Source organism: Dyadobacter arcticus (assembly GCF_011762185.1).
Lineage (GTDB): Bacteria > Bacteroidota > Bacteroidia > Cytophagales > Spirosomataceae > Dyadobacter > Dyadobacter arcticus.
The window spans coordinates 1,576,882-1,599,998 of the sequence record NZ_JAASQJ010000001.1; the positions used below are offsets into that span (position 1 = coordinate 1,576,882).

Below are 23,117 nucleotides of genomic sequence, written 5' to 3' on the forward strand. Positions count from 1 at the left end.
TTGACGCAGTTTCAATACAAAATGCGCATTACGTATTTTGTATTGTTGTAGAGTAAGTATGTTGGAGAATATACTCGTAGGGCCTATTTGACAAACTCACAAAAGGTCCGAAAATTGCGATGGATCTGAACAGGCAGGTCAAAGGGTGTTTTGTCTCACGTTCGAGGGTTTTCTGAGACATATCCCATAGGAACATGCTTACCATTACTACTGTTAAGGCTGGATACGCTCCTCCGATGTAGTTAATTGCTGATACTAAACGCAAATCTGGTACGAATTAGTCCTCTATCACACTTTCCAACAAGTTTATCTGTACCACTCCATTAACCAAGCTGATATAAGAAATAGAAAACGAACTTATATCGACAATTTGGACAATGGCCACATTTCCTTTGATATAGATAGGATTATTTACCTTATATCTTTTGGATTCTAAGGCTTCTTCCCCATATATACAGTTGAAGATTATACGCCTTGATTTCTCTCATTGCAACACATCTCTTAAACTCTCAAAGTCAGTCACAAACCCAACTGTTGACTCGCGCAATTTGGCCGCGGCCGAAGCGTAGTTTAAGTTCTCCCTTAGTTGCGGGTCAAATTCAAAAAGTACTTTTGCCCGGGTTGAGTCTAGCACCAGAATTGACTCAAAATCGAAACTGTTCCTTAATTGCTTGACGTCTTTACCGGATTTGAAAGCTACTTCAAAATCCCTATATTCGATGAACTCCAAAGTATCCTTCTTCTGTTGGGAAGTCTTCTTTCTGCTTTTCAGTCGAATTACAGGAAAAAAACAGAAGTAACAGCGCAAGATATTTCATTAGATCAATAAATTATGATTCAAAACTTTTACCAACCAAATCTTGACGGAATTTGATAGCTAAAAGGATACAGCACCCAAGATTCCCCGTTCTTTACCATCTGCGATTCCAAAGAATTGTAAAGCAGTTGGTCAAGCTTTGAAAATACCTTTTCGTTTCCTTCTTCGAAGGTCTGTGCTTGCAAGAAGGAGTAATCTTACATGTAGTATTCCAGACAACCCACCATCATATTGTGAGAATGCTATTTCAAAAATAATTTGATTATTAAAACAATATTATCTGACTGTAAACCTTAAAAAGAATTGGCCATTTATGGTTTTTAGCGAAGAAGTTGGCGTCAGGGATAGATTTGAAATTGGTATGAGCATATTGATCCCGATCTGATACCGGCCAGGAGAAAACATTAAACCTGTTTTAAAACTAATCAAATTTGTACGCATGTATTGATTTATGTTCTGTTTGTTCAAGACAAGTTTTTGCAATGGACGTTCTTCTCCCTGATAATTTTCGTAATTATTCTGCGCAAGGGCTTTTCGGAGTGGACTGTAAGAGAAGCCGGCAGATGCCATTATATTTTGGAAAACGCAATACTCATACTGTAATGCCAAATTGATTCCTGTTGCTTTAATCAAATCAATATTATTGTGAAACAATAAGGAATCAGAACCAGTACGCTGAACTCTTTTAAATCCTCCGTAAAAAGGCTGGCTGGCATAAAAACTAAATCTAAGTAGGTGTTTTTCAGTGATGTCCTTACTTATCCATATTCCTGGGATAAATAACAAATACGGCTTGCTTAAACTATCCGTTCCTTTCAAAATATATTTGGTACTGTGAAAGGATGACGAGGCATTCCATTCCAAACCAACGTGCAATGTTTGAGATAATGACTTTATACTTTCGTTAGATTTTTGATCAAGAGTCGAAACAGGCTGATTATAAGAAACTGGCCGAATCTGTTTTATTGCAGCATTATGGAAACGAACAGATTTAGGAATTAAGTTTTTAGCGAAAAATAGCAGCCTGTTTTCTGAAATAGCAATAATTGTTTCTGATTTGTTTTCTTCCGTTTCTCCCGAACTAAAAGGCTTATATCGGGTCAGGTTGTTAGGCAAATTGGTGAGAGTTTTTATGTTTTGTTGTCTGTTTGAATCCATATTTTCAACTCTTTCCGCTATACCGGAATATTCGCCTATTTTTTTTGGTTGGCCATGATTTACGTTGAAATCCGCTTTCGTATGTTCAAAAGAAGATGACTTGGTAAATTCTCTTTTTGAGGGATCGTTCCCCCCGTTATGTAGTTTTTGACTATGGTTATAACCGCTTGATTCCGTTTTTGACCTGACCGGTTCTTGCGAAATGCTAGCAGCACTATTTGTTAAGGTAAGTCTTTCAGAATGTTGTGGACCCGATTTTCCTTCCTCATGTTCTTTTATGATTATGGATTGTTGTGGACTATCTATTTTCAGGTCTATTTTGGCTGAAGTTAGTTTTTTCTGTGTGACGCCAGATACACTTTGAACAGAATTAGAACTGTCCAAACCGATTATATTAACTCTGTGCTCTATACTTTTCTTCTTTTCTTCGGGCACCGAAAGCCAAATTGATGTCGCAATTCCAATTACAGCTATACTTCCCAATCCGCCTTTAAGAAGAAATTTTAATTTATCGACAGATGAGATTTGTGTATCTGGAACAAGATTTCGGCCTAACATATCATTCATGTTCGCCCACCCGTCATCTGCCCGAACTTCCGGTTCAGGAAATTTACCCTTGAGGTACTTTTTAATATGTAGGTTTTTCTTGCTCAAAAGTTGTTAAATTGACTTTTCAAATATAATTTTCAGTCTGCTGCGACTTTCACTCAAATGCCATTTTACCGTCCCTTCACTTATATTTAGTGCTTCTGCAATCTCTTTCACTAAAAACCCATCCAGATAATAAAGACTTGAAACGCGGCGCGTCGCCATTGGTAGCTGGCTCATGTAAATTTCAATATCATCATAATCCAGTTGCTGAAACGGATTTTCTCTGGCTTCAAAAAACATGTTTTCATCAATTTCATCATAATCAAAATGCTGTGTTTTTTTATCCCGGAGTAATGTCAGCGCGGCATTTCTAACCGTTGTATACATCCAATTAAAAAATTCGCCTTGTGCAGCATCATATTGATCCAGATTTTTAAAAACTTTCATCATTCCGTTATTGATTGCCGTTACGATTTCATGTTTATCCTCAAAAAAATTTTTGCATAAAGCAAAGAGGACGGGATAAAATTGTCGGTACAATTTCTCCTGACTCTGACGTTCTTTTCGTCGGCAACCGGCTAATATTTCCTTTAAATCGTCCAAGCTTATGCTCTAAACGCCGGCAAAGGTGAGTGCGTGCCGGCGTTAGATTTTGTTAGGTTGACGTTATAATGTCTTCGTAGTAAAAATTACTCCATCATCATAAGGCCATGTGAACTGGTATTTTCCTCCATTTCTTGTAAAAGATCCTTTATAATTTTTTTTGTTAAAAGTGATTTCGAGATTGTAAATCTTGCCATCTACTATCGGTTCATTGGTATAAATGTATCGTTTTGATTTTGCATTTTCCGTTGTACAACCTGCCGGACTAATCACTCTGAGGAAATTGTATACAAACGTATCGTGAACTTTATTGCTGGAAAAGAGCAGGTAATTGTTATTGCATTTATAACTGTTTTTTGTTTCTGCCAAAATTTCCAAGTGAAATGTGGAATCGGCAAATGTGATGGGAGTCAAACTTAAAATATCGTCTGCATCAAAATGGTGAAGTATTTGTATATTATTGTATCCCGGTTCATAAATGACGACATCTACTATTAACGAAACGGAATCCTGTGAAATACTGTCGAGTGCAGTAACGGTGTATTTACCTGATTGTGGGAAATAAACTTCAGCGACGGTGTTAGTTTTTTCTACCCGGACATTTTGTTTTGGAGAAATTTTCCATTGAAAATCGAGTGGGGATAAATAGTTTTCTAATGCAAAAAGAACAGGTTCTCCTTCTTGTACGATTGTAAGGCCAGCCACGAATATTCCTTCCTGTTGAGAAGTGTCGATTTTATCTGTCGAATTTGTCGAATCAACATCATTTCTTTCACAAGCTACCAGTTGGAAAAATGCCAGCAAAATAATTCCAATTACGATTTTTCTTTGTGTCATGACTATTGGTATTGAAGTTTTAGAGAACAAAGACAAGCTACTGTTGTCAATAAAATAAACTACAACCAGCAGGAGCTAGGTTGGGTGAGATGGCAAATTTATTTTAGAAAAATTGGTTTAAGGGCTTTATTTCACTTTAAAAGCCAAAAGTTCGTTTTTTGAGACTGATTGAAAACTCTACCGTTCCACGTACTGTTTCACATTGGATCCTGACCTCTCTCTGATTGGTGACTGGGAGATACAACTGAAACCAATTACAAGGCATCTTTTCTACAAAATTGAAATGGGTAAGTTTGTCATACTTTCGTTGGGCATTTGGACGATGAAACATCGCCTGATCCTTTCAAACGTGCAACACTTCAAGATATAGATAATATTTCCTGTGTACACGTTGGATCAATCAGTAATTTATGGTCAAGTCTTCTACCCATTTTAGTTAGATATTTAAGGTCGCCGAGTTGAGCACTAAGATTTCGCGAATATTGAACAGCCTGGGCACATTTTATCAGAATACCAATCGGCCACGAAAAGCATAGGAAGGCTATTTGAAGACCCAAAAATTAATACTTCGCTTGTAAAATAAGCAGGATTATCAACAAATTGCCAAATTTTCAGGATGGGTCATTTGTTCCTGCTGTCTCAAAAAATTTCGAAAATTGCGGTAATATCCTTTTAGGCATGAGAGCGTGTATTGTCTCACGTTGGACCGTCTTCTCTGATCGTCTCGCCTAAAAAATTATTACGTTATAGGCTAATTATGAAAACTAATATTGCAAAGCTCCTCAAACTTGTTAAAAGGAAAAGCTTTTAAAGAGTTGACCAGTCTTTTGGTATATATGAAATTGACTACCAACCCACTTTGTTTTATGCAGATTGTAGCGAAATTCGTTTATATTGTTTGTTAATAGATGAACTTCTGATATTATCTCGCCAGAATCATTTTTAACTCTAAGAAATGCGTTTTGTCCATTGTGATCTACACGAGCTACTAAAATACAGCTCAATTTTAAGGCTTTGTTGCTTTTTGATAGTTTTTTTGATTCTGCTTCATAGTTGAAATTAGATTCCTCAATTTTGTTGGTCATCAATATCAGGGTGTGTAATTGATCGCTATCCGTTGTATATACCGCGCTTAATGACTTGCGTACCAAATTCAATACTGCAGTGTTGCGGTCGAAGACGGAGAGGTCTGAAAAGGCAACAAAGTCAAAATTGTGATATTGACATTCCACTACCCCGTTCAACCACCGATATATGTGAGGGTCTTCCCGGGAATTTTCTACACCCTGGTCGCTTACAGTGATACCTAGGACACTGATGTTCTCATAGGTCAATTTTCTAGGTTGCATGTGCCAAAGTAGATTGTTGACAAGACCTGAAGCTGAACGAAACTCCCGGATGTTTGGATGCTGACTTCGTGTATAATGTGCTCCAATTTGAATCCGGTTCATATATTTGCCCATGCCAATATATTAGATTATGTTCATATGAGTGTTTGGACAAATTACAACTGATTTTCTGAATATCTTCATAAACGCTAGCTTGCCAGTTCAAATCTGAGCAACGACCATCCTGTTTTAAATAGGTACAAATGAAAGATACTGCCGAAGAATTTTGTCTCACGAAACGTCGGATTTTAGAGAAATGCAATGAATTCAATGCGAATTCCCGAACTTCATGTATATCAGTCTTAAAATGTTATCTCAAAAATCAACGTCTCAATTTATGATCTTGAGTTGAATTTTTGAGATAGTGAAAATGATATTCGGTACGCCAGGGTTTCGACGGCAGCGGCCGAGCGCTCATGATCAGAACTTAGATCTTCAACTTGAAGGTCTGAGAAAGGCAGGGTATGATAGAATCTCTCAAGAAAAAGTTTATTCTGCTAAAGAGAGGCGTGAGCTCAGGGAGTTACTTGAATTGACGCGAGCAGGCGATACAATACTCGGAATTGGATAGGCTTGGTCGTTCACTCAAGGATCTCATTACGCTGATCACTGATTTTCAACATGGGCAGATCCGCTTTCCCGCCAAAGGCCTCCCCAGCTTTTCAACCACCGAGACGGGTTTGGCCTAGACACAGATAGCAAGCGATTTTTGCGGTTATTCTTTCAGCCTGTCCTTGTGTGGTGGGCGTTAGAAAGTACGGGTAAAAAGGATTAGTAAATGACGCTGACTGGGAACTCTGATTCACAGGTTGCCAAATTATTGCCCCTAGAATCGTAGACTTAAAGGTATTTTTTGCCATGAATTACACTAACTTTCACGAATTCGCTTGACGGCGGACCCTCAGGTAAATTCGTGAGATTCATGACTGAAAATTTAAGGCTAAAATCCTCGGATCAGCGTAAATCCGTTTTAACCAGCGGCAATGCCTATTTATATCTAAGAGGGCTGTCAGTCCGCCCTACTCATTCCTCAAACTCCTCACAGGGTCCTTCATAGCAGCTTTAACTGCATGAAAGCCCACTGTGATCATTGTAATGAAAATAGCACCAAAACCAGCCACTGCAAATATCCACCAGTTTATGCCGATCCGGTAAGGATAATTTTGTAACCACTTGTTGATACCGTACCATGCGATCGGTGATGCAATCACAATGGACATTCCTACGAGCTTAACAAAATCTTTTGACAGCAATGCCACAATTCCGGCAATGGATGCGCCGAGTACTTTACGAATGCCAACCTCCTTCGCTCGCTGTTCTGCTGCTTGAACCACTAATCCGAAAATTCCCAAAGCAGAAAGAAACATCGTCAGACTGCTAAAAAACACAAACAGTTGGTGAAGTTTGCTTTCAGTTTCGTACTGTTTGGTTAATAAATCTTTCACCCAATTGATTTCCAAAAGTTTGACTGTGTGAAATTGCTTCCAAAGCTTTTGTAGAGAATTAGTGACCTTCGCTTCCATGCCCGGCTCAGTTCTAATGAGCATGCCGCCGTGCCGGGCGGAGCGCTGCGCTACAATAATAGTCGGCTTGATGGCTTCGTATAGGGATTCATTATTAAAGTTCCCAACAACACCAACCGGAACCGTGCTTGCATTGTTAATCTGTTCTCCGAGTTCGCTTATTTGCAAAACTTTCGCTGCGGATTCCGTCATCAGAGAGTTTTGTTGCGACTCGGCCTCTATATATTTTTTCCAATTTACACTCTGCAGCGAATCTGCGTTGATGGCATCAGAACCAAATCTTGAATTCAACAATCTTCCCTTTATCAAACGTAGACCGAGCGTCTGCGGCAAATCCAGATCTCCGGCAATGTAAAATATTTTTACTTTATTTTCCGGATTCGTCGGATCTTCCACCTCGGTGGTCATGAATCCGCCTCCTTCGGTTGGCAACCATTGACTTATGCTGGAACTGGTCACGCCGGGAATCCGGTTTACCTCACTTTTAAATGTGTCGCTTTTACCTTCCCAAGATACACTCCTGATTGCTAAAAGGTTATTTTTATTATAACCCAGGTCTTTATTTTTCATATAACTGAGTTGCTGCCTCACCACAATCGTAGCAATTAACACCACAATTGAAATTGAAAACTGTGAGACAACCAGTCCTTTCCGAAGCCAGTTTTGCCTTAATGTGGATGAAGAAAATACTCCGCGTATGGTGTCCGACGGCTTTAATCCTGAAATCATCCATGCGGGATAAAGACCTGTAAACAGGCAAGTAAAAAGTATAATACCGAAGGCAATCGCCGCCAGTGACGGATTGGACGTGAAGGTCTGCACCAGCTTATGTCCCATAAAAGACTCCACGGACCGTAGAGAAAGATAGTAAGCGGGAGCCGCCATCAAAACCGATACACCAAAAAGAAGGAATGTTTCTGTTAGAATCTGCATCATCAATTGGTAACGCGAGCCGCTCAGAATCCGCCGCACACCCGTTTCCTTTAATCTGGAAAATGCTCGTGCCGTACTCAGGTTTACAAAGTTGACACAAGCAATAAACAACAGTAACAATGCCACTCCTGCAAAAATATATATCGTTCTCGCACTTCCCTTTACACTTTGTCTCTGGGCAAAATCCGAATGCAGATAAATGTCTTCCATGGGCTGAAACTCATAGGTATCATCGCGGTCGTTTACCTTAAGACCCTTATACCATGCATTCATTTTTGTTTGAAATTCGCCCATATCCGTACCTGTCTTCATCAGCAGGTAATTCTGTGTAAGTGTGTAAGCGCCACCCGTGGTAAATGACTCGGCCGCGTTCTTGTGAAGCAAAATAATATCGGCCCGCAGGTGTGAGTTATAGGGAAGGTCCTTTATCACACCGGTTATCAAATAGGGATTTGCCTTATCTCCGTAATCCGGAATGTCTTCTACGATTTTCCCGACAGGGTCCAGCCCTTTAAAAAACTTATCGCGAAAAGTTTCTGAAATAACGATATTGTTGTTGCCCGATTGATATCGGCCTGGATTACCAGATAAAATCTTTACATCCAGCATTTTCCACGCGGTGGTGTCCATGTGCAGCACGTTGGTTTTAATGCCATTGTCCTCGTCTTCCGTGAACTTCAAATGCACCGGCCCTACATAGAGTTGCGAATAACTCTCCACCTCCGGGTAGTTCTTCATCAGTTCAGGAGCCAAACTGAGCATGGAGCTGGATGCACGCTCGTATAGACCTTCTCCTCGTTTATTGACGGTCACGATCCGGTAAAGATCCTTACTTCTCGTCCATTGTCTGTCATAAGAGAGGCTGTCGATCACTACTGTTGCCACCATCATGCAAGCCCATAAGCCAATAGACAGCCCAACCAGATGTATAAATGAATAGCCCCTATTTTTGATCAAAACACGGGAACCGATCTTAAAGTAATTTGCCAGCATATCAAAGTTGAAAAAAGTTTGCGAAGAATGAGATGGTTTTTGCCTCTTCATGATGGATGGCCTGATGAGGCCAAGCACTTCTCTTCTGTACCAAGAGCTAGCCTTTTTTATGCCAAATCGACTCACGCGTAAAGCATATCGTTCCTGGAGATCTCCAATGTGCGTTTCGCGAAGATGCGGTGCACAAATCCATCGGGCAAGCCGGTCCAGCCATTTGGGTGGCTGCGGCATTTCAGATCCTATATAACTTTTAGATGACATGTCCAGCGGGTTTAAAGTGGGTTCAGGAAAGATCAAGCCCTATTTTTGACAAAACCTCAGGCAGTATACGGTCCCATAAATTATCGCGTACCGCCCTTGCCTCAGTTAGAATGCGCACACCATATCCTGTGACGGTAAAAAGACGTTTTCTTCGTCCGCCACGTTCAGGGGTTGCTTCACCAAATGATGAACTCAAATAGCCCTTATCTTCCAATCGTTGCAAAGCCGCGTGAACGGCCCCCGTGCTGACAGGATATTTTGTCTCCTTTTCCAATTCTTCTGCAATCACCACAGCATAAGCTTTTGGCGACATCGCCGCGACAGCCAGCAATACGATTTCCTCAAATTCTCCCAGATCGCTTCGTCTCATACGGCAGCGTTTTAGTTTTTATATTATCTATTTCTGTATATTAAATACATGCCACCTTTAATAAACGTCAATTGAGAGCCGTTAGGCCCCTTTTTTAATTTTAAGGATTCTGGATGTGTTCGCTTTCGGACAGATTTGTGCGGGTTTGGACGGTTAAATGTTTGATGATAACTAAACTGCGCTGTTTGATCAGTTGTTAGATTTTAAGGCCTGACCGTGAGGAAAGCGTGATCTAATTCGGAACAACAGCGTAACGAAACACGGGGTAAACCAGAAATTGATTTGGTTTCTTAACTTACACCTATATTAACCACTCAAAATGGAAGCACAAACAGAACCGATTATTTTCAACGAAGATGCCATGGTTAGGATCGAGCTGCTTGATGGAAGTTTTGAGGTAAATGAGGAATTGCTCAATGTGATCCAGCGCACCGCGTCAGCCCTTGAACTGTCCTCGATAAGCGGGCTCAAAGAAGTAACAGAGCAACATTTCTTTAAAATTTTCACTCACTTGCTGAATGCTCATTATGGTTTAAGTAGCTGGCTATGATTCAGATCTGCTGCTCCAAGACCAATTTAAATGCGTGTACATCTATCAGCCAGGGTAGGAAAAGATTCAGCTCTCCGAAACTTCTATTTAACATAAGAAAAGTTATCTGACAACGCAGATTGTGCAAAAATTGGTTAACATTAATTTGTAACCCTTTGGATTGCAAGAGTTTATGTGAAGTGTCAATTATGAAAAATAGATCGCTATTTTGTTCAGGCTATTTTTTGTTTTTGCGTTAAATTTATAAACTTTCAACGGCATTTATAAAAGTAATTACCTCATTGAAAGACGTTTGACCAAAATTTCTGAAACGGCTTAAACTATCTATTCCATATTTATTTCTAAAGTGGCAGGGAGTGAGTGCGGGCGTAGGTAATGGCCAGCATTACATCATCGGTAGTAGCGGCCTCCACAATCAGGGCCGGGTGCTGGTCGATGATGCGCAGCCACGGCGCTCTGCCCTCGTCGTAGCCAGCATCGCTCGGCTGTAGCAGCGCCCCGGTGAGGGCAGCTTGCAAGGCAGTGATGGAAGCAGGGGTAGTCATAGGGTGAGGGGAATTGGTAAGAAATCGGGTGATGGGCGGTTAGCCTGCAAGCGCTTGTCGCCCGGCGGCAGGAACAGCGATAAAAATCCGCTTAGGTCAAGCAGCTTGTCCAGCCAGTTCCTGCAAGTACTGGCGGAGGGAGCGCGGCGGCCGGCCTAAGATGGCTTCCAGAACGAGCGCATTGCCGCCCGCAAAACCGTACTGGTTGTAATGCGTGAACATGGCCAGCATCCCCTCGTGCTGGGGACCGGGCGGCAGGCCCATTTGCGCTACCCCCTGCTCGGGCGACACTTCGCCGGCCGCCACCGGCTGCCCGAGCACCTCACTGAGCAGGGTAGCCAGTTGCGGTCGGTCGAGTAAGCCGGGCGCACTTAGCTCGAACGTGCCGTAGCGCAACCGGTCGGTGGTAAAGGCCAGGGCAGCTACTTCGGCCACGTCGCGGTAGTCGACGTAGCACATCTTGGCCTGGCTCGAATAAGGCATCACCAATTGCACGCTGGTGCGCGCCTGATGCACGCTGTCGGCCAGGTTTTGCATAAACATGGCCGGCTGGAGCACCGTAAATTCCAACCCCGATTCATAAAGCGCTGCCTCAACCGGGCGCTTGGCGGCATGATTGCTTAGCGGCAGCGAGGGATGCATAACACTGGAAAACACCAGCTTGCGCACACCCGCCGCCTGGGCCGCCGCTACCATTCGCTCTCCCATAGCCGCCTCGTCGGGTGCGAAGACTGGTCCGAGGTGAAACACCCCGTCCACGCCCCGGACGGCGGCTGCCAGGCTAGCCGTGTCGCGCAAGTCGCCCACTGCAATTTCGGCGGCTCCCAACTGCCGGGCACCCGTAGCTTGGTCGGGCTTGCGCACCAGAGCGCGTACTTCTACTCCCTGGGCTACCAGGGCGGGCACTATTAGATGAGCATAGTGGCCCGTGGCACCTACTACAAGCACTTTCATAGGATACTTTGCGTTATAAAAAAGTCGAAAAAAGTCACGTATTCCTACTACTACGCAACAAGAGGTAAAATAATTCCTGGGCTTTGGTCTTACATACCAAGAGCGCCAGGGGAGCCTCAGTATCAAGCTGCACCAGGAATGTGATTATACTGCTCATTTCCGGCGTTAGGCGTTCGTAGAGCACAAAGGCTTTGCCACCAGTCAGCAAGGCCCACTGCGCACGGCTGGCCCCATCCAGCGCGAGCAGTTCTGATAAGTGTTGCTGACTCACCGTGATCTTGCCCGCCATGTTGGTGATATTCTCCATCATGGTTATCTCGGCCGGACGCCAGTTTATGGACAGTTTGCCCTTAGTAAACCTTACCTATCTAACTGTGATTAGAATTCCCGTGGAACTAGTTTTACTATGGCTTTCCTGGCACAAAGCAATCCCAGAACTAATGACATTTGAGGGCAGGAACCCCGATATCTTTTCTGGCATTACAGCTCCATTTGTAGCTTATTTTGGTTTGGCAAGGGTAAAGAGCAAGCAGGGTAGGGGCCTGTTGTTAATCTGGAATCTCATATGCTTAGCCCTATTGCAGAACATTGTCATTAATGGGCTGTTGTCCGCCCCTACGCCTTTTCAGCGATTTGCGTTCGATCAACCTAATGTAGCCATTTCTTACTTCCCGTTCAGTTGGCTCCCCACATTCATTGTGCCCCTTGCTCTATTTGGGCACTTAGTTTCCATCCGGAAAATCATCAAAGGACAAACGACCTGATACTTCAAGGCACTTTAATGCCTACTTGGGTAAGCGATTGATAACGGAACATGGTTGACGTTGATTTAAAAATAAACGGATAAATTAATGGGTACTGGAAAGATCGTCCTGGGTGTGCATCTGGCAGTTGGCTCGGGAACAGAAATCAATGCCGCACTAGCGGCAGACGAGCCCGTCGTTTTCCGGGCCATCGTGGAAGTTGGTAAGCATCTTGTTGGCCAGCGTTTCCTGCTCGTGAGTGGGGCCAGCACGGTCAGCATCTGCGCGTCGCGCTGCCGGTAGAAATCGGTCAATATGGCTTCCCGCTCAGGGTGATGAATAGCGCGTTTGAGCGCGCATCGCGTCCCGGTTTTTTGTCCAGCACGCGCACCTACCCATCCCCCACCGCCCGCACCAAGTTGGAATGCGATAAATCGAGTGCCTGGCTAAGGTCTTCGATACTCAAACCGGGAAATGGGTGCAGAATAACCAGTATCGACACCTGTGAGTTAGCCACGGCCACGGTGGGGATCAATTCGCGCTTAAGCCGGTCCGAAATGGCGTTAGCCAACGCACCCAGCCGGTTGCCAAATAAGTTTTTGGGGTCTGTCATGGGGCGTTCGGTCTGATGGCAAGGGAAGATGCGCGTGCTGTACAAAAAACTATTCCTACTCTCAACTGGTATCAGATGCCAAAACTGGTGCTACCCAATGCGCCGTTCGGTTTCCAGTATCGGCGCGTCATTGATGCTGGCGAAACGTTTGGCCATCAGGCCGTTTTCGTCAAACTCCCAGAGTTCATTGCCGTAGGAACGGAACCACTGCCCGTCGGCATCGTGCCATTCGTACTCGAAGCGCACCGCCATCCGGTTTTCGCGGAATCCCCAAAGTTCTTTTTTGAGCCGGTAGCCGAGTTCTTTTTCCCACTTACGGGCCAAAAAGGCTTTGACTTCGTCGCGCCCGTTAATAAACTCGGTGCGATTGCGCCATTCCGTGTCTGGCGTGTAGGCCAGACTGACCCGTTCGGGGTCTTTGGTATTCCAGGCATCTTCGGCCTTTTGTACTTTCTCGCGGGCCGTTTCAAGTGTAAACGGCGGCAAGGGTGGTCGTTGTTCCATTGGGTTAGTGAGTTGGTTTAGTAAAGTCTCGTCCCACATCGTGTCGCCACATTCTTCGTTTACGAAAGGGACATCATCAAATCCATCGGTTGGCTCCATTTGATTCTTATATAGATTGATTGCGGTACACTATACTGGATGGTGTACCGCAATCGGTATTGACAGTTATGCAGCTTCGGTCTCCAAAACTGATGCCATCGGGAAATCAATCGCCACCTCGGTCAGGTTGTGCAGGTAGTTCATGGCAATTTTATCACTTACCTGCAAAATCACGTCCACCAGGTTACCATTGGTGTAGCCAGCCGCGTAAAACGCATCGAGGTTTTCGGACGACACCCGGCCCTTATTTTCGGTGATGTCTTTGGTCAGCGTCACCAACGCGTTCAGTTTAGCATCGGCACTGTGGCCACGCCGGAACGCCAGGATTTCATCGTCCGAGAAGCCATTCATTTTCCCGAGGGTGGTGTGGGCACTCTGACAATAGCGGCAGCCGTTGACTTCGCTCACGATGAGATTTACCACCTCTTTCTCCCGGTTCGAGAGCGATGTTTTGGCCCCCTGAAAGGCTAAGTATTTCGGCAGGCCATGGTCTGAATAGGCAATGGTGGCGTACAGATTCGGCACGAAGCCGATGGCTTTTTGCAGTCCGTCGAAGGCGGTTTGCGATGCGGGCGATACCTGGTCGCGGGTTGGAACGGTGAATGTTGTCATGGTTTTGATTTGATTTGACACTGGTTTTATATGAGCAAAAAATGAACAGGTAATGCGCACTGAACTAAGCCAAACCAATGAATTTCCGGAATGGCATAGTGCTGATTTTAAACGTTATACGGCGAGTAGTCGCCAAACGTCCATTCGATGCTCCGCAGACTGGCCTGTTGTCGCCAGCTCCTGATTTGGAACCGCCAGTGCCGGCCCGTGCCGCCGGTATCGTCGGCCTGTCCCGGTTGGCCAAACAGCAGTTCGGCCCGGCCTGTGAGTTGCAGGGTTTCGCCCGTGTCGAAGTTGACAAAGAGCAGCCCGGCAACAGGGTTCACGGCCAGATTGCCCAGCGTGTTGAACATACTGTTGCCACGGTAGTCGGGAACGAGTAACGTCCGGGCGTTTTCGACCCGCACAAACCCCGGATTACCGCCCCGGTGCGACGTATCAATGTGCTCGGCATCGTGGGCCGATCCAACAAAAAACGTGTCGGCCCGTTCGATCCAGCGGGTCAGCTCATCGGTCAGTTCGGGGCCGGTGGCGGTTGGCGCATCGAGCAAACTAACCGGGGCCGTTATTTCCATCTCGCGCCGTTGGATGTACTGCGGACAATTGGCAAAAGCCTCGCCTACCGTCAGCCGCCACTGGCTTCCCTTCATCACCAGCCGGCCGTTGACCCGTAAGCGTCGGCGCGACCGGAGTTCGATAAACAGCAGACCCACAGCAGGTTTATTGGCGACATTAGCCCAGAAAATATCGTCGCGGGCCGATACCAGCCGGTTCGTATCAAGGTTGACCAGCAACGGCGTTTCGGCAACGATAAAGCCGGGCCTACCCGCCAGCAACGAGGTCCAGATTTGCCCGTCGCCATCGACGCTACTGGCCACAACCATCGGCTGTTTATTGACGAAGTTGAGCGCGCCGTTGGGAATCCGGTCGGCGATGATCAGCCCGTTTCGTCGCGCTTTCTGTTCTTCGCCGGTTCGGGCCTGCACCGCTCGTTCGCCGGGATGAAAAGGATTGGTTGTGTTCATGACTGAAAGTGAGTAAGGGGTTCTTTGAAGGCTGTCGGGCAGGCGGGTTCAGAACGTGATAATTTGGTAGCCGTCCTGTTGCAGTTTCACAAAACTGGGCAGGCCCGTTGTGCCCGGCACGGCGTTGGTCGTCACTAGATCGTAGCCCGATGGATTAGCTCCAAACGCATCGGCACAGCCACAGGAAACACCTTGAATCTTGTCTTCAACGGCATTGAACAGCGCGTGGAACGGGTTTTCGGGATTCTTGAGTTGCTCCGGCCAGCGCGTTCCGGCTCCCTGGAAGAGGATCGAAACGTCCTCGCCCGCTTGTTTAAAATCGTAGGCGGCTGCCAGGGCATTAAAAAGTTTGCCGTTGGCATCATCGGTTCCCGCTTTGGGAGCGGAGAGAATAACTAAAGCCGTTTTCATGGCGTATCAGTGGTTTTGGTGAAAAGTATAACTAAACTTTACCGAACATTCGGTAAATATTCTGGCCGCAAAAATCCCTTTACAGAAAAATTCGGGTTATAGTTGGGCTAAAAAATCAGCTTCGATCCGGGCCAGCGTCTGCCCGAATACGGTAGGCTGTTGCAGGGTTTGGGCCAGAATCAGGGCACCCTGCACCCCGATAACCACACCCTGAGCCAGTTGGCTGGCTTCCGGTTGGGACTTGCCCAGATCAAGGGCTAAGCGGGTAAAGCCGGTGATCCAGCCGGTAAAGATTCCCGCAATCTGGCTCCTGAACACCTCAGCCGCCGATCCCAGCGACAAGGCCCGCAACACGCAACTCAACTGTCCGCCATTATACAGGTTATTGATCGCCGTCAGTACCGTTTTTAGCCGTTGAGCTGGGGGCAATGTGGTGTTCAGTAACACGGCCACCACGTCGGTTTTGCTCGACTCGTCGATATAATCCAGCACGGCGCCGGCCATGGCCTGTTTGCCATCGGGAAACCGGTGGTAGAGACTGGACTTCTGCAAGCCCGTAGCCTCGGCGAGTTGAGCCATCGAGGCCCCGTCGTACCCCACCGTTCTGAAAACGGATAGGAGTTGCTCAATTACCACATCGTTTGTCACCTTTACCGAAGCCATGCCAATAGTAGATTTATGATTTTTTAACCGAACGTTCGGTTAAAAAGTTCAGGGTGCTGTAATTTTTTTGTTGATATGCTATGGAAGGCGATGAAATCGATTAAAATCCGTTGCTAAATGTACCCCAGGATGGATATGAAGTAAAATGACCCTAAAATCACACGTCATTGGAACAAAAAATTATATGTATGTGTTATGCATATAATAAACTTGTGAATGGTCCTTTCCACGATTGCCTTTACGCCAACCTTTATAGTCTGACTGCACATCGTATGACTGATACTCAACTTTTACTCGGCAACCGACTGGGTGCCTTAGCCAACGCCATCTCTGACCGTCTGCAGCGCGATCTGATCCCGACGCAGACGGTCGGTAATTCGCAACTGTCGGTACTAGTGATTCTGCATTCGTTTCCCGGCGCAACGGTCGAGGATATGAGTCAGGCCCTTGATTTGTCGCATTCCAATCTGGTACGGGTAGTAGAGCAGTTGCGGCAAATGGCCCTGCTGGAGAAAAAACGGGGCAAAGATAGCCGTTCCAACGCCCTGTTTATCGCCCCGGCGGGCGAAAACATCCTGACCGATTTTTACCGTCAGCGCGATACCCAGATGCAGACTGTTTTGAACGTGCTGACCGGCGATGAGCAGCGAACGCTGGCCGCATTAGTAAACAAAATGCTTACCAACTTTCCCGACGGACACGAAAACGACGGGCGCATCTGCCGCTATTGCGACATTGATTTATGCTCTCGTGCCGACTGCCCGATGCATACTCAGGACGATGCTTTCAGTACCCATTGACTAATCAGTTCATTTTTAAGCAAGTTCAACCATGTTTTGCAATCAATTTTTTACCCGGACATGCCCCGTGAGCCTTGTCGCTGTATTACTATCGGCCGTCGCGCTCGTACCGGGTGTTTCCGCCCAGTCAAAAGCTCCTGCTAAGTATTCCCGTCCTGTTGCTGTGACCCGCGTCATTGACGCGTCGGCAAAGCAAGTCTGGGCGTTGCTGGCAACCCCTGGCCACTTGGCCAACCTTCATGCCTTCGCCAAAGGCAATACGACCACCGGCTGGTCGGGAAAAGGCTCGATGGATATGCTTGATTATTACGGAGGTATATCCGTCGAACGGAAGATTCTGGCGTGGTTGCCTGGCAAGGGATATGACTTGGTCGAATATGAATTAACGAACCGGGCAGAGATAGCTCAGGTGTCGTTTCGTGTAAAAGCACTTGGAAAAACCCAAAGTGAACTTACCATCACTGAACGGGCTAAATATCCAGACGGATCAACGGCGACTCAACAAGCCGAAGCCTATAAAACGGAGATACTTCCGGGTGCCCAACAGTACTTCGGTTCATTGGAAAACGGGATCAACTATTACTGACAACCGGAAAGCAAGTGATACGGAATCAATTTGGGGCCATGCCGCCCTATTCACCTGTCGTTCAGTAAGCACTACGTCATCCATCCGTGATCATCGCTCGACATTGTCTCCTGAAACAGGCTGCTGACCAAAAATAAGCCTATTTCAGGGGGGTAGGTCAGCATGGCATGAAGACAATCTATCTGAATTACTTAAACTGCCATTTCAATGAAGCGTCTAACCCCCCTATACTGGATTGTGACAGGCCTGATGGGAGCCATGTTGGGCTTATTCTCCATCCCTGATGTAATGCTGATGCCCGAGGCCGTCGCACTCATCAAACACCTCGGCTACCCGGTTTATTTCCTGCCGTTTATCGGCGTCTTGAAACTGCTCGGTGTGGTTGTCATCCTGTTGCCGATGACCCCGCCCCTGCTCCGGGAATGGGTCTACGACGGTCTGGTCTTCGATGTCACGGGAGCTTTGTATTCCAGTATCGCGGTTGGCGACGCACCTGCCGCATGGATTCCACCCATTCTCGCGCTGATGCTCATTGTCGGTTCCTACGCGCTCTATCGTCAGCGCGAACGGGTAGGGCGAGAGTTGTTGGCATCGGACAGATTGCTGATTCATAAATAGTTAATCGATAAATTGCTATGAGTAAGGTAAGTTTATTCGCCCGTTATTCCGTCGAAGACGTGAGCGCGGAGACATGGGAAGACTTCTTTGGCCAGCATCAGGCCGCTGTTTTTCCCGATGAAGCTTCTATTCCCTTCGACCCGATTTTCAGCGGGGCCGAGCAGACAAAACTGGCCGCGTTGCGGGCAAATCTGGCGGGCGGGTTGCAGTGGTATTTCCTGATCTATGAATCAGAAACGCCCATCGGCTGGCACTTCGGCTTTCAGAAAAGCGACCTCGAATACTTCATGGCCAACACTGGGATTTTGCCTGAGTACCAGAACCGGAAAATCTATTCGGCCTTCCTGAAATACATCATCGGGCGGGCAGTGAATACCGGGTTTCAGTTCATCACCAGTATTCACCACGCCGACAACAACGCCGTACTGATTCCGAAACTGAAGGCCGGGTTCATTATCCAGTCGTTCGGGTTTTTGATTCAGACCATGATTCTCGAATCGAATGCCGGCCCGATGATCCAGTTGGTTTATCCGGTCAAAGACATCTACCGGAAAACATTCAGCAGTAAGTTCGGCAATCGTGCCATAAGTGCGGAGATTAAAACACTGATTAACAATATAATAACACATGAATAACCTGAATATTTCGTCAATTGGCTACGGTCTGATGCGCGTCGGTTTAGCTCTGCTTCTGGCCTGGTTTGGCCTGTTTAAATTCACCCCGACCGAAGCTGCTGCGATCAAACCCTTACTCCAGTTCAGCCCGTTTCTAAGCTGGATGCTGCCCGTTTTTGGCGAACGGGGAGCCTCGAATTTTATTGGCACGTTTGAATTGCTTACGGCCGTGCTGCTCATCGCCGGTATCTGGCAACCGATGCTTTCGCTGGCGGGTAGTGTACTGGGCAGCAGTATCTTCGCCTCCACGCTTACGTTCCTGTTCACCACGCCGGGTATGTTTCAACTCCACGACGGGCTATGGGTGCCGGACGGATTTCTAGCCAAAGACATCGTACTGTTGGGCTTCTGTCTGTACAACGGGGCAGCGGCATTAGCAAGCAGTAAGCTGGCTAACAATCCACGGTCACAAAACCAGCCGGTTGCGGAAACTACCTGAAAAGCCTATGAACCGTTTTTTGCTTTTTGGACTCTTAGGCTGGTTTAGTATCCGTATCCCGCCAGCCCAAGCGCAGGCCACCCGCTACCATCGCCCGGTTACGGTGGAGGGCCGGTTAGACTACGACACGTTCTTTGGCTTTTACCCGTCGATCACCGTCAGCACGTAACTGGATTCGGTACATACCATGATGGGCTATGGCATTTTTCTACACTGATCCCGCCTTTTTCGGGGCCGAAACCGGCCTGCGATTTAGTGTTGCCCCGCCCCTTAAAAACTGGTCGGTAGTGCCGGGCGTGGGGCTGGTTAGTGGCAGTGTGTTTGTCGAGGGCCGTTCGTTTGCCGTTGCCGAGGGGTACACGGGTTCGCTGGCGGCTCAATACGAGCAGTCGAACTGGTTTGTGGAAGGATACGGCGGGTATTATGGTGCGTTGAAACGAAAGACCGCCGATACCTACGATTCGCCTTTTACAGCCTTCAGGCTGGCCGGATTCTGTCCAAAAAAATCAGAATCGGCCTGGTCTACGCCCAACTTGAAAACGTCCGATTGCCGCGCAACCGAACCGACTCGGGCGAGTTCCGGGTGTTCCGTTTTGGCATGGGTGCCAGTTTTCGCCTGCCCGCCAAGTTTACGGTATAGGCCCTGGGCGGGTTGACCGCTGGGGCCGACCAACCCGCGTTTTCCAGTTCAGCATTATCCGCTCACTAACTCATCAGTAAATCAACTCAACGATATGCATTATTATGACAACTGACTTATTCCGATACTATTGCCTCGACTGGCTGTGGTTTGGCACGTCCATTCTGGCGGTGTATCTGCTGGGCAATAAAAACAAGCTTGGTTTTGTGAGCATGATTGTCTCCGATCTGACAGGCCTGGCGATGGCGTATCTTACCCAAAGCACGGCTACCCTGATTGGCAGCCTGATTTATTTGGCCCTCAATGTCCGGGGCTGGTATGCGTGGCGGGCCGACGAAAAACGAATAGCCACGCAACGAATAGCCAACCTTCGCCCATGAAACCCCACTATCAACTCATCGAAACGCCCACCATTTCTGGGTTTAAAGCCCGCCGGCGTTGAATTAATGCCATATGCGGTACAGCGAAGCGGTTTTTTGCTACAGGCCAACGATAAAGTTTCAGTTCCGGTTGATGTAACGGACTTTTCCCCGCAACGCGCCACCCGGCACGATGTGTTAAATGCCGAACGCATAGCCGGATACGCCCGCCAATTGGCCGCTGCCCTGCTGCCGGTGCTGGCCAGCGGGCGGTTTCCGGTGGTGCTGGGGGGCGACTGCAGCATTCTGCTGGGGTGTATGCTGGCCTTCCCGGAGCATTTCCAGCATCTTCAAAAGTTGTTGGGTCAGCAAAAAGACTTGTGCTTGAAATTGATTTCGTGTACCTGGACTACCTCGATTTCTACTTGTGGAAAAATGGCTGGCTGATTAACTCAGTTATAGGGTATTCTTGGGAAACCCCATCCACAGAGCGGCCGATTCCTCACCGGGTTTTCGCTATTGATTTTGAAACATTTGCAAACCAGCAATATCTGGGTCATCAAAGTCAGGAAACGTGACGGGGCGCTGGCCGTGCCGCTGAGGCTATTCGAGTAGGAACAGACTTTTTCGGATGCGCCCGATGCAGGTGAGCATCCAAACCATCTGACAAAAAAGTGCTGGGTGTCAAAAAGGGAGATTTGTTAGAAATCAACCTGTCTCCGGGTGGAGGCCAGGTTGTCATAATTCCGCCAAAATAAGTGTCAGGAATTTAAGACTTGGAAAGCCCGTTATTTCGCAGGCACAAATTTCAGTGCATAGGAATTCATGCAATAACGTTTGCCGGTGGGCTTGGGGCCGTCGTCGAAAACGTGTCCCAGGTGCAAGCCTGTTTTGCTTTCCACCACCTCATCGCGGATCATTCCCAACGTATTGTCGGTTACCACTTTCACCGCTTTTTCATTGTAAGGTTTGAAAAAGCTTGGCCAGCCTGTTCCCGACTCAAACTTGGTGTCTGAAGTAAACAAAGTATCTCCCGTTGCTGCGCTTACGTAATATCCTTTTTTGTGATTATCCCAATAGGGGTTTTGGTAAGGCCGCTCGGTCCCCTTTTTAACCATGATGGCATAGGCTTCCTTGGATAGCCGTTTCTGCCATTCTTCGTCTGTTTTTGAGACAGGGTACTTTGTGTTTTCAACTGCCTTTTTTTGCTGGTTCTGGCTGCAGGCAATATTTGCGAACAATACGGTAAGTGAAAAAATAATCGGTAAGACTTTCATAATTCTGCTGATTAAAGTGTTTGTTTTAAATCTGTTTGGAAATCGCATTTATAGCCCTGAATAGTAATCGTATCCATGTCTGGCCCAATAATCCCCGGGGCGCTTGTCGCTGAACGAAATGGTCCCGATCCGTTTCAGGTTCTTGATGCCATACTTGACGGGAATGATCAGGCGGAGCGGAGCGCCGTGGTCGAGCGTCAGTGGCTCGCCGTTCATTTCGTAGGCCAGGATGGTTTGAGGATGCATTGCACTGGGCATATCCAGTCCTACATAATATTTCGAATTGGGCGTTTTCATGCCGATATACTGCATTTTCGTCTGGTTTTCGAGATGGTAGTGAGACACAAAATCAATAAAACGCACACCGGCCCAATGTTGTATCTGGTCCCAGCCTTCGACACATTTGAAATCGAAAATGATTTCGGTTTTAGGCAGCGCTTTGAGATCCGCCATTTTCAGTTTGAGCATATCCTTGTCGCCTTTTACGACTGAAAGCTCCCATTCTTCCGGATTGAAGCCATCCGTTTCCAGGCCAATCCGGCTGTTGACCCGCACATTTTTCGCAGCCCGCGATTTGGGATAGGTTTTGACCAGGTTGTTATCGCTGAAAAAATTCCTGAAAAACACCTCGGTTTTATTCATTGCTTTGCGCAGAGGCAGGCGTGCACGAGCAGTAATGCCCATTTCCTCATTTTCGGATTTGTACAGCCATTTCCACCCTCCGAACGCAGCTGCAGACAGGAGGGCAAAAGTGCCAAAGGAGATGAAATTTCGTCTTTTTATCTTTTGCTCGACGGTGCTATTTTTCTGGTTCATTGGGATCAACTTTAAGATGGGGTTCTTCCGGCAGTTGTTGGAACTCCGGCACGGCTGACACTTCTAAAACCTCAAATCCGGCAATGACCGATCGGAAGTTGTTCCATCCGGCCAGGATCACCTGTACCACATGCACGACAAAAAACAGCAGGTAGCCCATCGTCAGCGCGAAGTGTAAGATTCTCGCAAAATGATACCCGCCGCAAAGCCAGGTTATCCAGTAAAACTGCGCGGGTTTGTAAATCGCAAGACCGGTAAAAAGCGACCCAAACCCCATGATGATGATTGAAGTATACGCAATTCGTTGCGCAGCATTGTATTTGTTTTGCGGCGGCGTAGTTTTCCTGATATGCAAATCGTGCAGAACGACCAGCCAGGCTTCTTTGAAAGACGATTTTTTAGGAACAAGCTCGCGCCATGCCCCTGATATGATCGTGTAAAGGATATACAGAAAACCATTGACGGCGAAGAACCACATAAAAAGAAAGTGGAAAGCCATTCCTTCCGCCAGCCGCCTGCGCAGATTGAAGAATTCGTAAAATTTAGGAGGAAAGAACTTGATCAAAGTGTACCCGAAAATGCTGATCGTGTAAACACCGCTTGCCCAGTAAATGAGCAGGCCGCTCCATATCATGATCGCCAGGACCGGAAAGTTGACCCAATGCGTCAACCGCATCGCAAAAGCATGTTTCTCTTTGATGACTTTCATAACCTG

At 46.8% G+C, this 23,117-nt stretch carries 30 protein-coding genes; 13 read left to right on the plus strand and 17 right to left on the minus strand.

Annotation, left to right across the window (positions count from 1 at the left end):
• Positions 1 to 1,093: 1,093 nt before the first annotated feature.
• The 4 genes from FHS68_RS06795 to FHS68_RS06810 form a co-directional block, all read right to left on the minus strand.
• Positions 1,094 to 2,629, minus strand: a complete 1,536-nt coding sequence (locus FHS68_RS06795; RefSeq protein ID WP_167268376.1) for a hypothetical protein — start codon at positions 2,627 to 2,629, stop codon at positions 1,094 to 1,096.
• A 6-nt stretch (positions 2,630 to 2,635) separates the two neighbouring features.
• On the minus strand, positions 2,636 to 3,169 hold the full coding sequence (locus FHS68_RS06800) for an RNA polymerase sigma factor (protein ID WP_167268378.1): 534 nt from the start codon (positions 3,167 to 3,169) through the stop codon (positions 2,636 to 2,638).
• A gap of 63 nt (positions 3,170 to 3,232) precedes the next feature.
• Positions 3,233 to 4,006, minus strand: a complete 774-nt coding sequence (locus tag FHS68_RS06805; protein ID WP_167268380.1) for a hypothetical protein — start codon at positions 4,004 to 4,006, stop codon at positions 3,233 to 3,235.
• Between the two features lie 791 nt (positions 4,007 to 4,797).
• Positions 4,798 to 5,469 carry a hypothetical protein gene (locus FHS68_RS06810; RefSeq protein ID WP_167268382.1) on the minus strand — a complete coding sequence of 224 codons (672 nt, stop codon included), beginning with the start codon at positions 5,467 to 5,469 and terminating at the stop codon, positions 4,798 to 4,800.
• Positions 5,470 to 5,764: 295 nt separating this feature from the next.
• Between FHS68_RS06810 and FHS68_RS26720 the strand changes: the two genes are divergently transcribed.
• Positions 5,765 to 5,965: a recombinase family protein gene (locus tag FHS68_RS26720; protein WP_374757500.1), complete on the plus strand. Its 201-nt coding sequence runs from the start codon at positions 5,765 to 5,767 to the stop codon at positions 5,963 to 5,965.
• 448 nt (positions 5,966 to 6,413) lie between these two features.
• Here FHS68_RS26720 and FHS68_RS06820 read toward each other — a convergent pair whose 3' ends face one another.
• Together FHS68_RS06820 and FHS68_RS06825 are read right to left on the minus strand one after the other, a co-directional pair.
• The gene (locus tag FHS68_RS06820) at positions 6,414 to 9,104 is read right to left on the minus strand and encodes an ABC transporter permease (protein ID WP_229211788.1); all 2,691 of its coding nucleotides are present in this window, start codon (positions 9,102 to 9,104) and stop codon (positions 6,414 to 6,416) included.
• Positions 9,105 to 9,126: 22 nt separating this feature from the next.
• Complete coding sequence (locus FHS68_RS06825) at positions 9,127 to 9,474, minus strand: PadR family transcriptional regulator (protein WP_167268386.1); 348 nt, start codon at positions 9,472 to 9,474, stop codon at positions 9,127 to 9,129.
• A gap of 319 nt (positions 9,475 to 9,793) precedes the next feature.
• Here FHS68_RS06825 and FHS68_RS06830 point away from each other — a divergent pair, with 319 nt between their 5' ends.
• On the plus strand, positions 9,794 to 10,024 hold the full coding sequence (locus tag FHS68_RS06830; protein WP_167268388.1) for a hypothetical protein: 231 nt from the start codon (positions 9,794 to 9,796) through the stop codon (positions 10,022 to 10,024).
• Between the two features lie 641 nt (positions 10,025 to 10,665).
• Here the strand turns inward: FHS68_RS06830 and FHS68_RS06835 are convergent.
• On the minus strand, positions 10,666 to 11,523 hold the full coding sequence (locus FHS68_RS06835; protein ID WP_167268390.1) for an SDR family oxidoreductase: 858 nt from the start codon (positions 11,521 to 11,523) through the stop codon (positions 10,666 to 10,668).
• Between the two features lie 34 nt (positions 11,524 to 11,557).
• Positions 11,558 to 11,833: a hypothetical protein gene (locus FHS68_RS06840; RefSeq protein WP_167268392.1), complete on the minus strand. Its 276-nt coding sequence runs from the start codon at positions 11,831 to 11,833 to the stop codon at positions 11,558 to 11,560.
• On the opposite strand from FHS68_RS06840, the gene FHS68_RS06845 reads away from it, so the two are divergent.
• On the plus strand, positions 11,832 to 12,287 hold the full coding sequence (locus FHS68_RS06845) for a DUF8737 domain-containing protein (protein ID WP_510185964.1): 456 nt from the start codon (positions 11,832 to 11,834) through the stop codon (positions 12,285 to 12,287). The genes FHS68_RS06840 and FHS68_RS06845 overlap by 2 nt on opposite strands.
• A 65-nt stretch (positions 12,288 to 12,352) precedes the next feature.
• Here the strand turns inward: FHS68_RS06845 and FHS68_RS06850 are convergent, their stop codons facing one another.
• From FHS68_RS06850 to FHS68_RS06875, 6 genes are all read right to left on the minus strand, one after another.
• Positions 12,353 to 12,580 carry a hypothetical protein gene (locus FHS68_RS06850; protein ID WP_167268396.1) on the minus strand — a complete coding sequence of 76 codons (228 nt, stop codon included), beginning with the start codon at positions 12,578 to 12,580 and terminating at the stop codon, positions 12,353 to 12,355.
• A gap of 389 nt (positions 12,581 to 12,969) precedes the next feature.
• Complete coding sequence (locus tag FHS68_RS06855) at positions 12,970 to 13,383, minus strand: nuclear transport factor 2 family protein (RefSeq protein WP_167268786.1); 414 nt, start codon at positions 13,381 to 13,383, stop codon at positions 12,970 to 12,972.
• A 165-nt stretch (positions 13,384 to 13,548) separates the two neighbouring features.
• Positions 13,549 to 14,094 carry a carboxymuconolactone decarboxylase family protein gene (locus tag FHS68_RS06860; RefSeq protein WP_167268397.1) on the minus strand — a complete coding sequence of 182 codons (546 nt, stop codon included), beginning with the start codon at positions 14,092 to 14,094 and terminating at the stop codon, positions 13,549 to 13,551.
• Positions 14,095 to 14,201: 107 nt separating this feature from the next.
• Positions 14,202 to 15,119 carry a pyridoxamine 5'-phosphate oxidase family protein gene (locus FHS68_RS06865; RefSeq protein WP_167268399.1) on the minus strand — a complete coding sequence of 306 codons (918 nt, stop codon included), beginning with the start codon at positions 15,117 to 15,119 and terminating at the stop codon, positions 14,202 to 14,204.
• 48 nt (positions 15,120 to 15,167) lie between these two features.
• Positions 15,168 to 15,530 (minus strand): DsrE family protein, encoded by a 363-nt coding sequence (locus FHS68_RS06870; RefSeq protein ID WP_167268401.1) that lies wholly within the window; start codon positions 15,528 to 15,530, stop codon positions 15,168 to 15,170.
• A gap of 96 nt (positions 15,531 to 15,626) precedes the next feature.
• Positions 15,627 to 16,193: a TetR/AcrR family transcriptional regulator gene (locus FHS68_RS06875; protein WP_167268402.1), complete on the minus strand. Its 567-nt coding sequence runs from the start codon at positions 16,191 to 16,193 to the stop codon at positions 15,627 to 15,629.
• A gap of 272 nt (positions 16,194 to 16,465) precedes the next feature.
• Between FHS68_RS06875 and FHS68_RS06880 the strand changes: the two genes are divergently transcribed.
• The 10 genes from FHS68_RS06880 (at position 16,466) to FHS68_RS26725 (ending at position 20,887) form a co-directional block, all read left to right on the plus strand.
• Positions 16,466 to 16,993: a MarR family winged helix-turn-helix transcriptional regulator gene (locus FHS68_RS06880; RefSeq protein WP_167268404.1), complete on the plus strand. Its 528-nt coding sequence runs from the start codon at positions 16,466 to 16,468 to the stop codon at positions 16,991 to 16,993.
• 31 nt (positions 16,994 to 17,024) lie between these two features.
• Positions 17,025 to 17,579: an SRPBCC family protein gene (locus FHS68_RS06885; protein WP_208408186.1), complete on the plus strand. Its 555-nt coding sequence runs from the start codon at positions 17,025 to 17,027 to the stop codon at positions 17,577 to 17,579.
• A 207-nt stretch (positions 17,580 to 17,786) separates the two neighbouring features.
• Positions 17,787 to 18,197 carry a DoxX family protein gene (locus FHS68_RS06890; RefSeq protein ID WP_167268408.1) on the plus strand — a complete coding sequence of 137 codons (411 nt, stop codon included), beginning with the start codon at positions 17,787 to 17,789 and terminating at the stop codon, positions 18,195 to 18,197.
• A 17-nt stretch (positions 18,198 to 18,214) separates the two neighbouring features.
• On the plus strand, positions 18,215 to 18,832 hold the full coding sequence (locus FHS68_RS06895; protein ID WP_167268410.1) for a GNAT family N-acetyltransferase: 618 nt from the start codon (positions 18,215 to 18,217) through the stop codon (positions 18,830 to 18,832).
• Positions 18,825 to 19,310, plus strand: a complete 486-nt coding sequence (locus FHS68_RS06900) for a DUF417 family protein (protein ID WP_167268411.1) — start codon at positions 18,825 to 18,827, stop codon at positions 19,308 to 19,310. Before FHS68_RS06895 ends, FHS68_RS06900 begins: the two co-directional genes overlap by 8 nt.
• A complete protein-coding gene (locus FHS68_RS06905; RefSeq protein WP_167268413.1) occupies positions 19,294 to 19,479 on the plus strand; it encodes a hypothetical protein in 186 nt (61 codons plus the stop codon). The genes FHS68_RS06900 and FHS68_RS06905 overlap by 17 nt, the downstream gene beginning before the upstream one ends.
• Before the next feature lie 118 nt (positions 19,480 to 19,597).
• Positions 19,598 to 19,966, plus strand: a complete 369-nt coding sequence (locus FHS68_RS06910) for a hypothetical protein (protein WP_167268415.1) — start codon at positions 19,598 to 19,600, stop codon at positions 19,964 to 19,966.
• Between the two features lie 88 nt (positions 19,967 to 20,054).
• Positions 20,055 to 20,330 (plus strand): nicotinamide mononucleotide transporter, encoded by a 276-nt coding sequence (locus FHS68_RS06915; protein WP_167268416.1) that lies wholly within the window; start codon positions 20,055 to 20,057, stop codon positions 20,328 to 20,330.
• A gap of 66 nt (positions 20,331 to 20,396) precedes the next feature.
• On the plus strand, positions 20,397 to 20,756 hold the full coding sequence (locus tag FHS68_RS06920; protein WP_167268418.1) for an arginase family protein: 360 nt from the start codon (positions 20,397 to 20,399) through the stop codon (positions 20,754 to 20,756).
• Entirely contained in the window at positions 20,708 to 20,887 is a 180-nt protein-coding gene (locus FHS68_RS26725) for a hypothetical protein (RefSeq protein WP_167268419.1), read from the plus strand. Before FHS68_RS06920 ends, FHS68_RS26725 begins: the two co-directional genes overlap by 49 nt.
• A 210-nt stretch (positions 20,888 to 21,097) precedes the next feature.
• Here the strand turns inward: FHS68_RS26725 and msrB are convergent, their stop codons facing one another.
• Genes msrB through FHS68_RS06940 form a run of 3 tightly spaced genes read right to left on the minus strand, consistent with a single transcriptional unit; the run spans position 21,098 to position 23,111 of the window.
• Positions 21,098 to 21,586 carry a peptide-methionine (R)-S-oxide reductase MsrB gene (msrB, locus tag FHS68_RS06930; RefSeq protein WP_167268421.1) on the minus strand — a complete coding sequence of 163 codons (489 nt, stop codon included), beginning with the start codon at positions 21,584 to 21,586 and terminating at the stop codon, positions 21,098 to 21,100.
• Between the two features lie 48 nt (positions 21,587 to 21,634).
• Positions 21,635 to 22,402, minus strand: coding sequence for a molybdopterin-dependent oxidoreductase (locus FHS68_RS06935; protein WP_167268422.1), 768 nt, complete (start codon positions 22,400 to 22,402; stop codon positions 21,635 to 21,637).
• Positions 22,386 to 23,111, minus strand: coding sequence for a cytochrome b/b6 domain-containing protein (locus FHS68_RS06940; RefSeq protein WP_167268424.1), 726 nt, complete (start codon positions 23,109 to 23,111; stop codon positions 22,386 to 22,388). The genes FHS68_RS06935 and FHS68_RS06940 overlap by 17 nt, the downstream gene beginning before the upstream one ends.
• Positions 23,112 to 23,117: the final 6 nt, after the last annotated feature.

Bases quoted from the DNA above. Each gene is read 5' to 3' on its own strand.
- FHS68_RS06805 (WP_167268380.1), bottom strand. From the start codon at position 4,006: ATGACACAAAGAAAAATCGTAATTGGAATTATTTTGCTGGCATTTTTC.
- FHS68_RS06810 (WP_167268382.1), bottom strand. From the start codon at position 5,469: ATGGGCAAATATATGAACCGGATTCAAATTGGAGCACATTATACACGA.
- FHS68_RS26720 (WP_374757500.1), top strand. From the start codon at position 5,765: ATGATATTCGGTACGCCAGGGTTTCGACGGCAGCGGCCGAGCGCTCAT.
- FHS68_RS06820 (WP_229211788.1), bottom strand. From the start codon at position 9,104: ATGTCATCTAAAAGTTATATAGGATCTGAAATGCCGCAGCCACCCAAA.
- FHS68_RS06825 (WP_167268386.1), bottom strand. From the start codon at position 9,474: ATGAGACGAAGCGATCTGGGAGAATTTGAGGAAATCGTATTGCTGGCT.
- FHS68_RS06830 (WP_167268388.1), top strand. From the start codon at position 9,794: ATGGAAGCACAAACAGAACCGATTATTTTCAACGAAGATGCCATGGTT.
- FHS68_RS06835 (WP_167268390.1), bottom strand. From the start codon at position 11,523: ATGAAAGTGCTTGTAGTAGGTGCCACGGGCCACTATGCTCATCTAATA.
- FHS68_RS06845 (WP_510185964.1), top strand. From the start codon at position 11,832: ATGGTTATCTCGGCCGGACGCCAGTTTATGGACAGTTTGCCCTTAGTA.
- FHS68_RS06840 (WP_167268392.1), bottom strand. From the start codon at position 11,833: ATGATGGAGAATATCACCAACATGGCGGGCAAGATCACGGTGAGTCAG.
- FHS68_RS06855 (WP_167268786.1), bottom strand. From the start codon at position 13,383: ATGGAACAACGACCACCCTTGCCGCCGTTTACACTTGAAACGGCCCGC.
- FHS68_RS06860 (WP_167268397.1), bottom strand. From the start codon at position 14,094: ATGACAACATTCACCGTTCCAACCCGCGACCAGGTATCGCCCGCATCG.
- FHS68_RS06865 (WP_167268399.1), bottom strand. From the start codon at position 15,119: ATGAACACAACCAATCCTTTTCATCCCGGCGAACGAGCGGTGCAGGCC.
- FHS68_RS06870 (WP_167268401.1), bottom strand. From the start codon at position 15,530: ATGAAAACGGCTTTAGTTATTCTCTCCGCTCCCAAAGCGGGAACCGAT.
- FHS68_RS06875 (WP_167268402.1), bottom strand. From the start codon at position 16,193: ATGGCTTCGGTAAAGGTGACAAACGATGTGGTAATTGAGCAACTCCTA.
- FHS68_RS06880 (WP_167268404.1), top strand. From the start codon at position 16,466: ATGACTGATACTCAACTTTTACTCGGCAACCGACTGGGTGCCTTAGCC.
- FHS68_RS06885 (WP_208408186.1), top strand. From the start codon at position 17,025: ATGTTTTGCAATCAATTTTTTACCCGGACATGCCCCGTGAGCCTTGTC.
- FHS68_RS06890 (WP_167268408.1), top strand. From the start codon at position 17,787: ATGAAGCGTCTAACCCCCCTATACTGGATTGTGACAGGCCTGATGGGA.
- FHS68_RS06895 (WP_167268410.1), top strand. From the start codon at position 18,215: ATGAGTAAGGTAAGTTTATTCGCCCGTTATTCCGTCGAAGACGTGAGC.
- FHS68_RS06900 (WP_167268411.1), top strand. From the start codon at position 18,825: ATGAATAACCTGAATATTTCGTCAATTGGCTACGGTCTGATGCGCGTC.
- FHS68_RS06915 (WP_167268416.1), top strand. From the start codon at position 20,055: ATGACAACTGACTTATTCCGATACTATTGCCTCGACTGGCTGTGGTTT.
- FHS68_RS06920 (WP_167268418.1), top strand. From the start codon at position 20,397: ATGCCATATGCGGTACAGCGAAGCGGTTTTTTGCTACAGGCCAACGAT.
- msrB (WP_167268421.1), bottom strand. From the start codon at position 21,586: ATGAAAGTCTTACCGATTATTTTTTCACTTACCGTATTGTTCGCAAAT.
- FHS68_RS06935 (WP_167268422.1), bottom strand. From the start codon at position 22,402: ATGAACCAGAAAAATAGCACCGTCGAGCAAAAGATAAAAAGACGAAAT.
- FHS68_RS06940 (WP_167268424.1), bottom strand. From the start codon at position 23,111: ATGAAAGTCATCAAAGAGAAACATGCTTTTGCGATGCGGTTGACGCAT.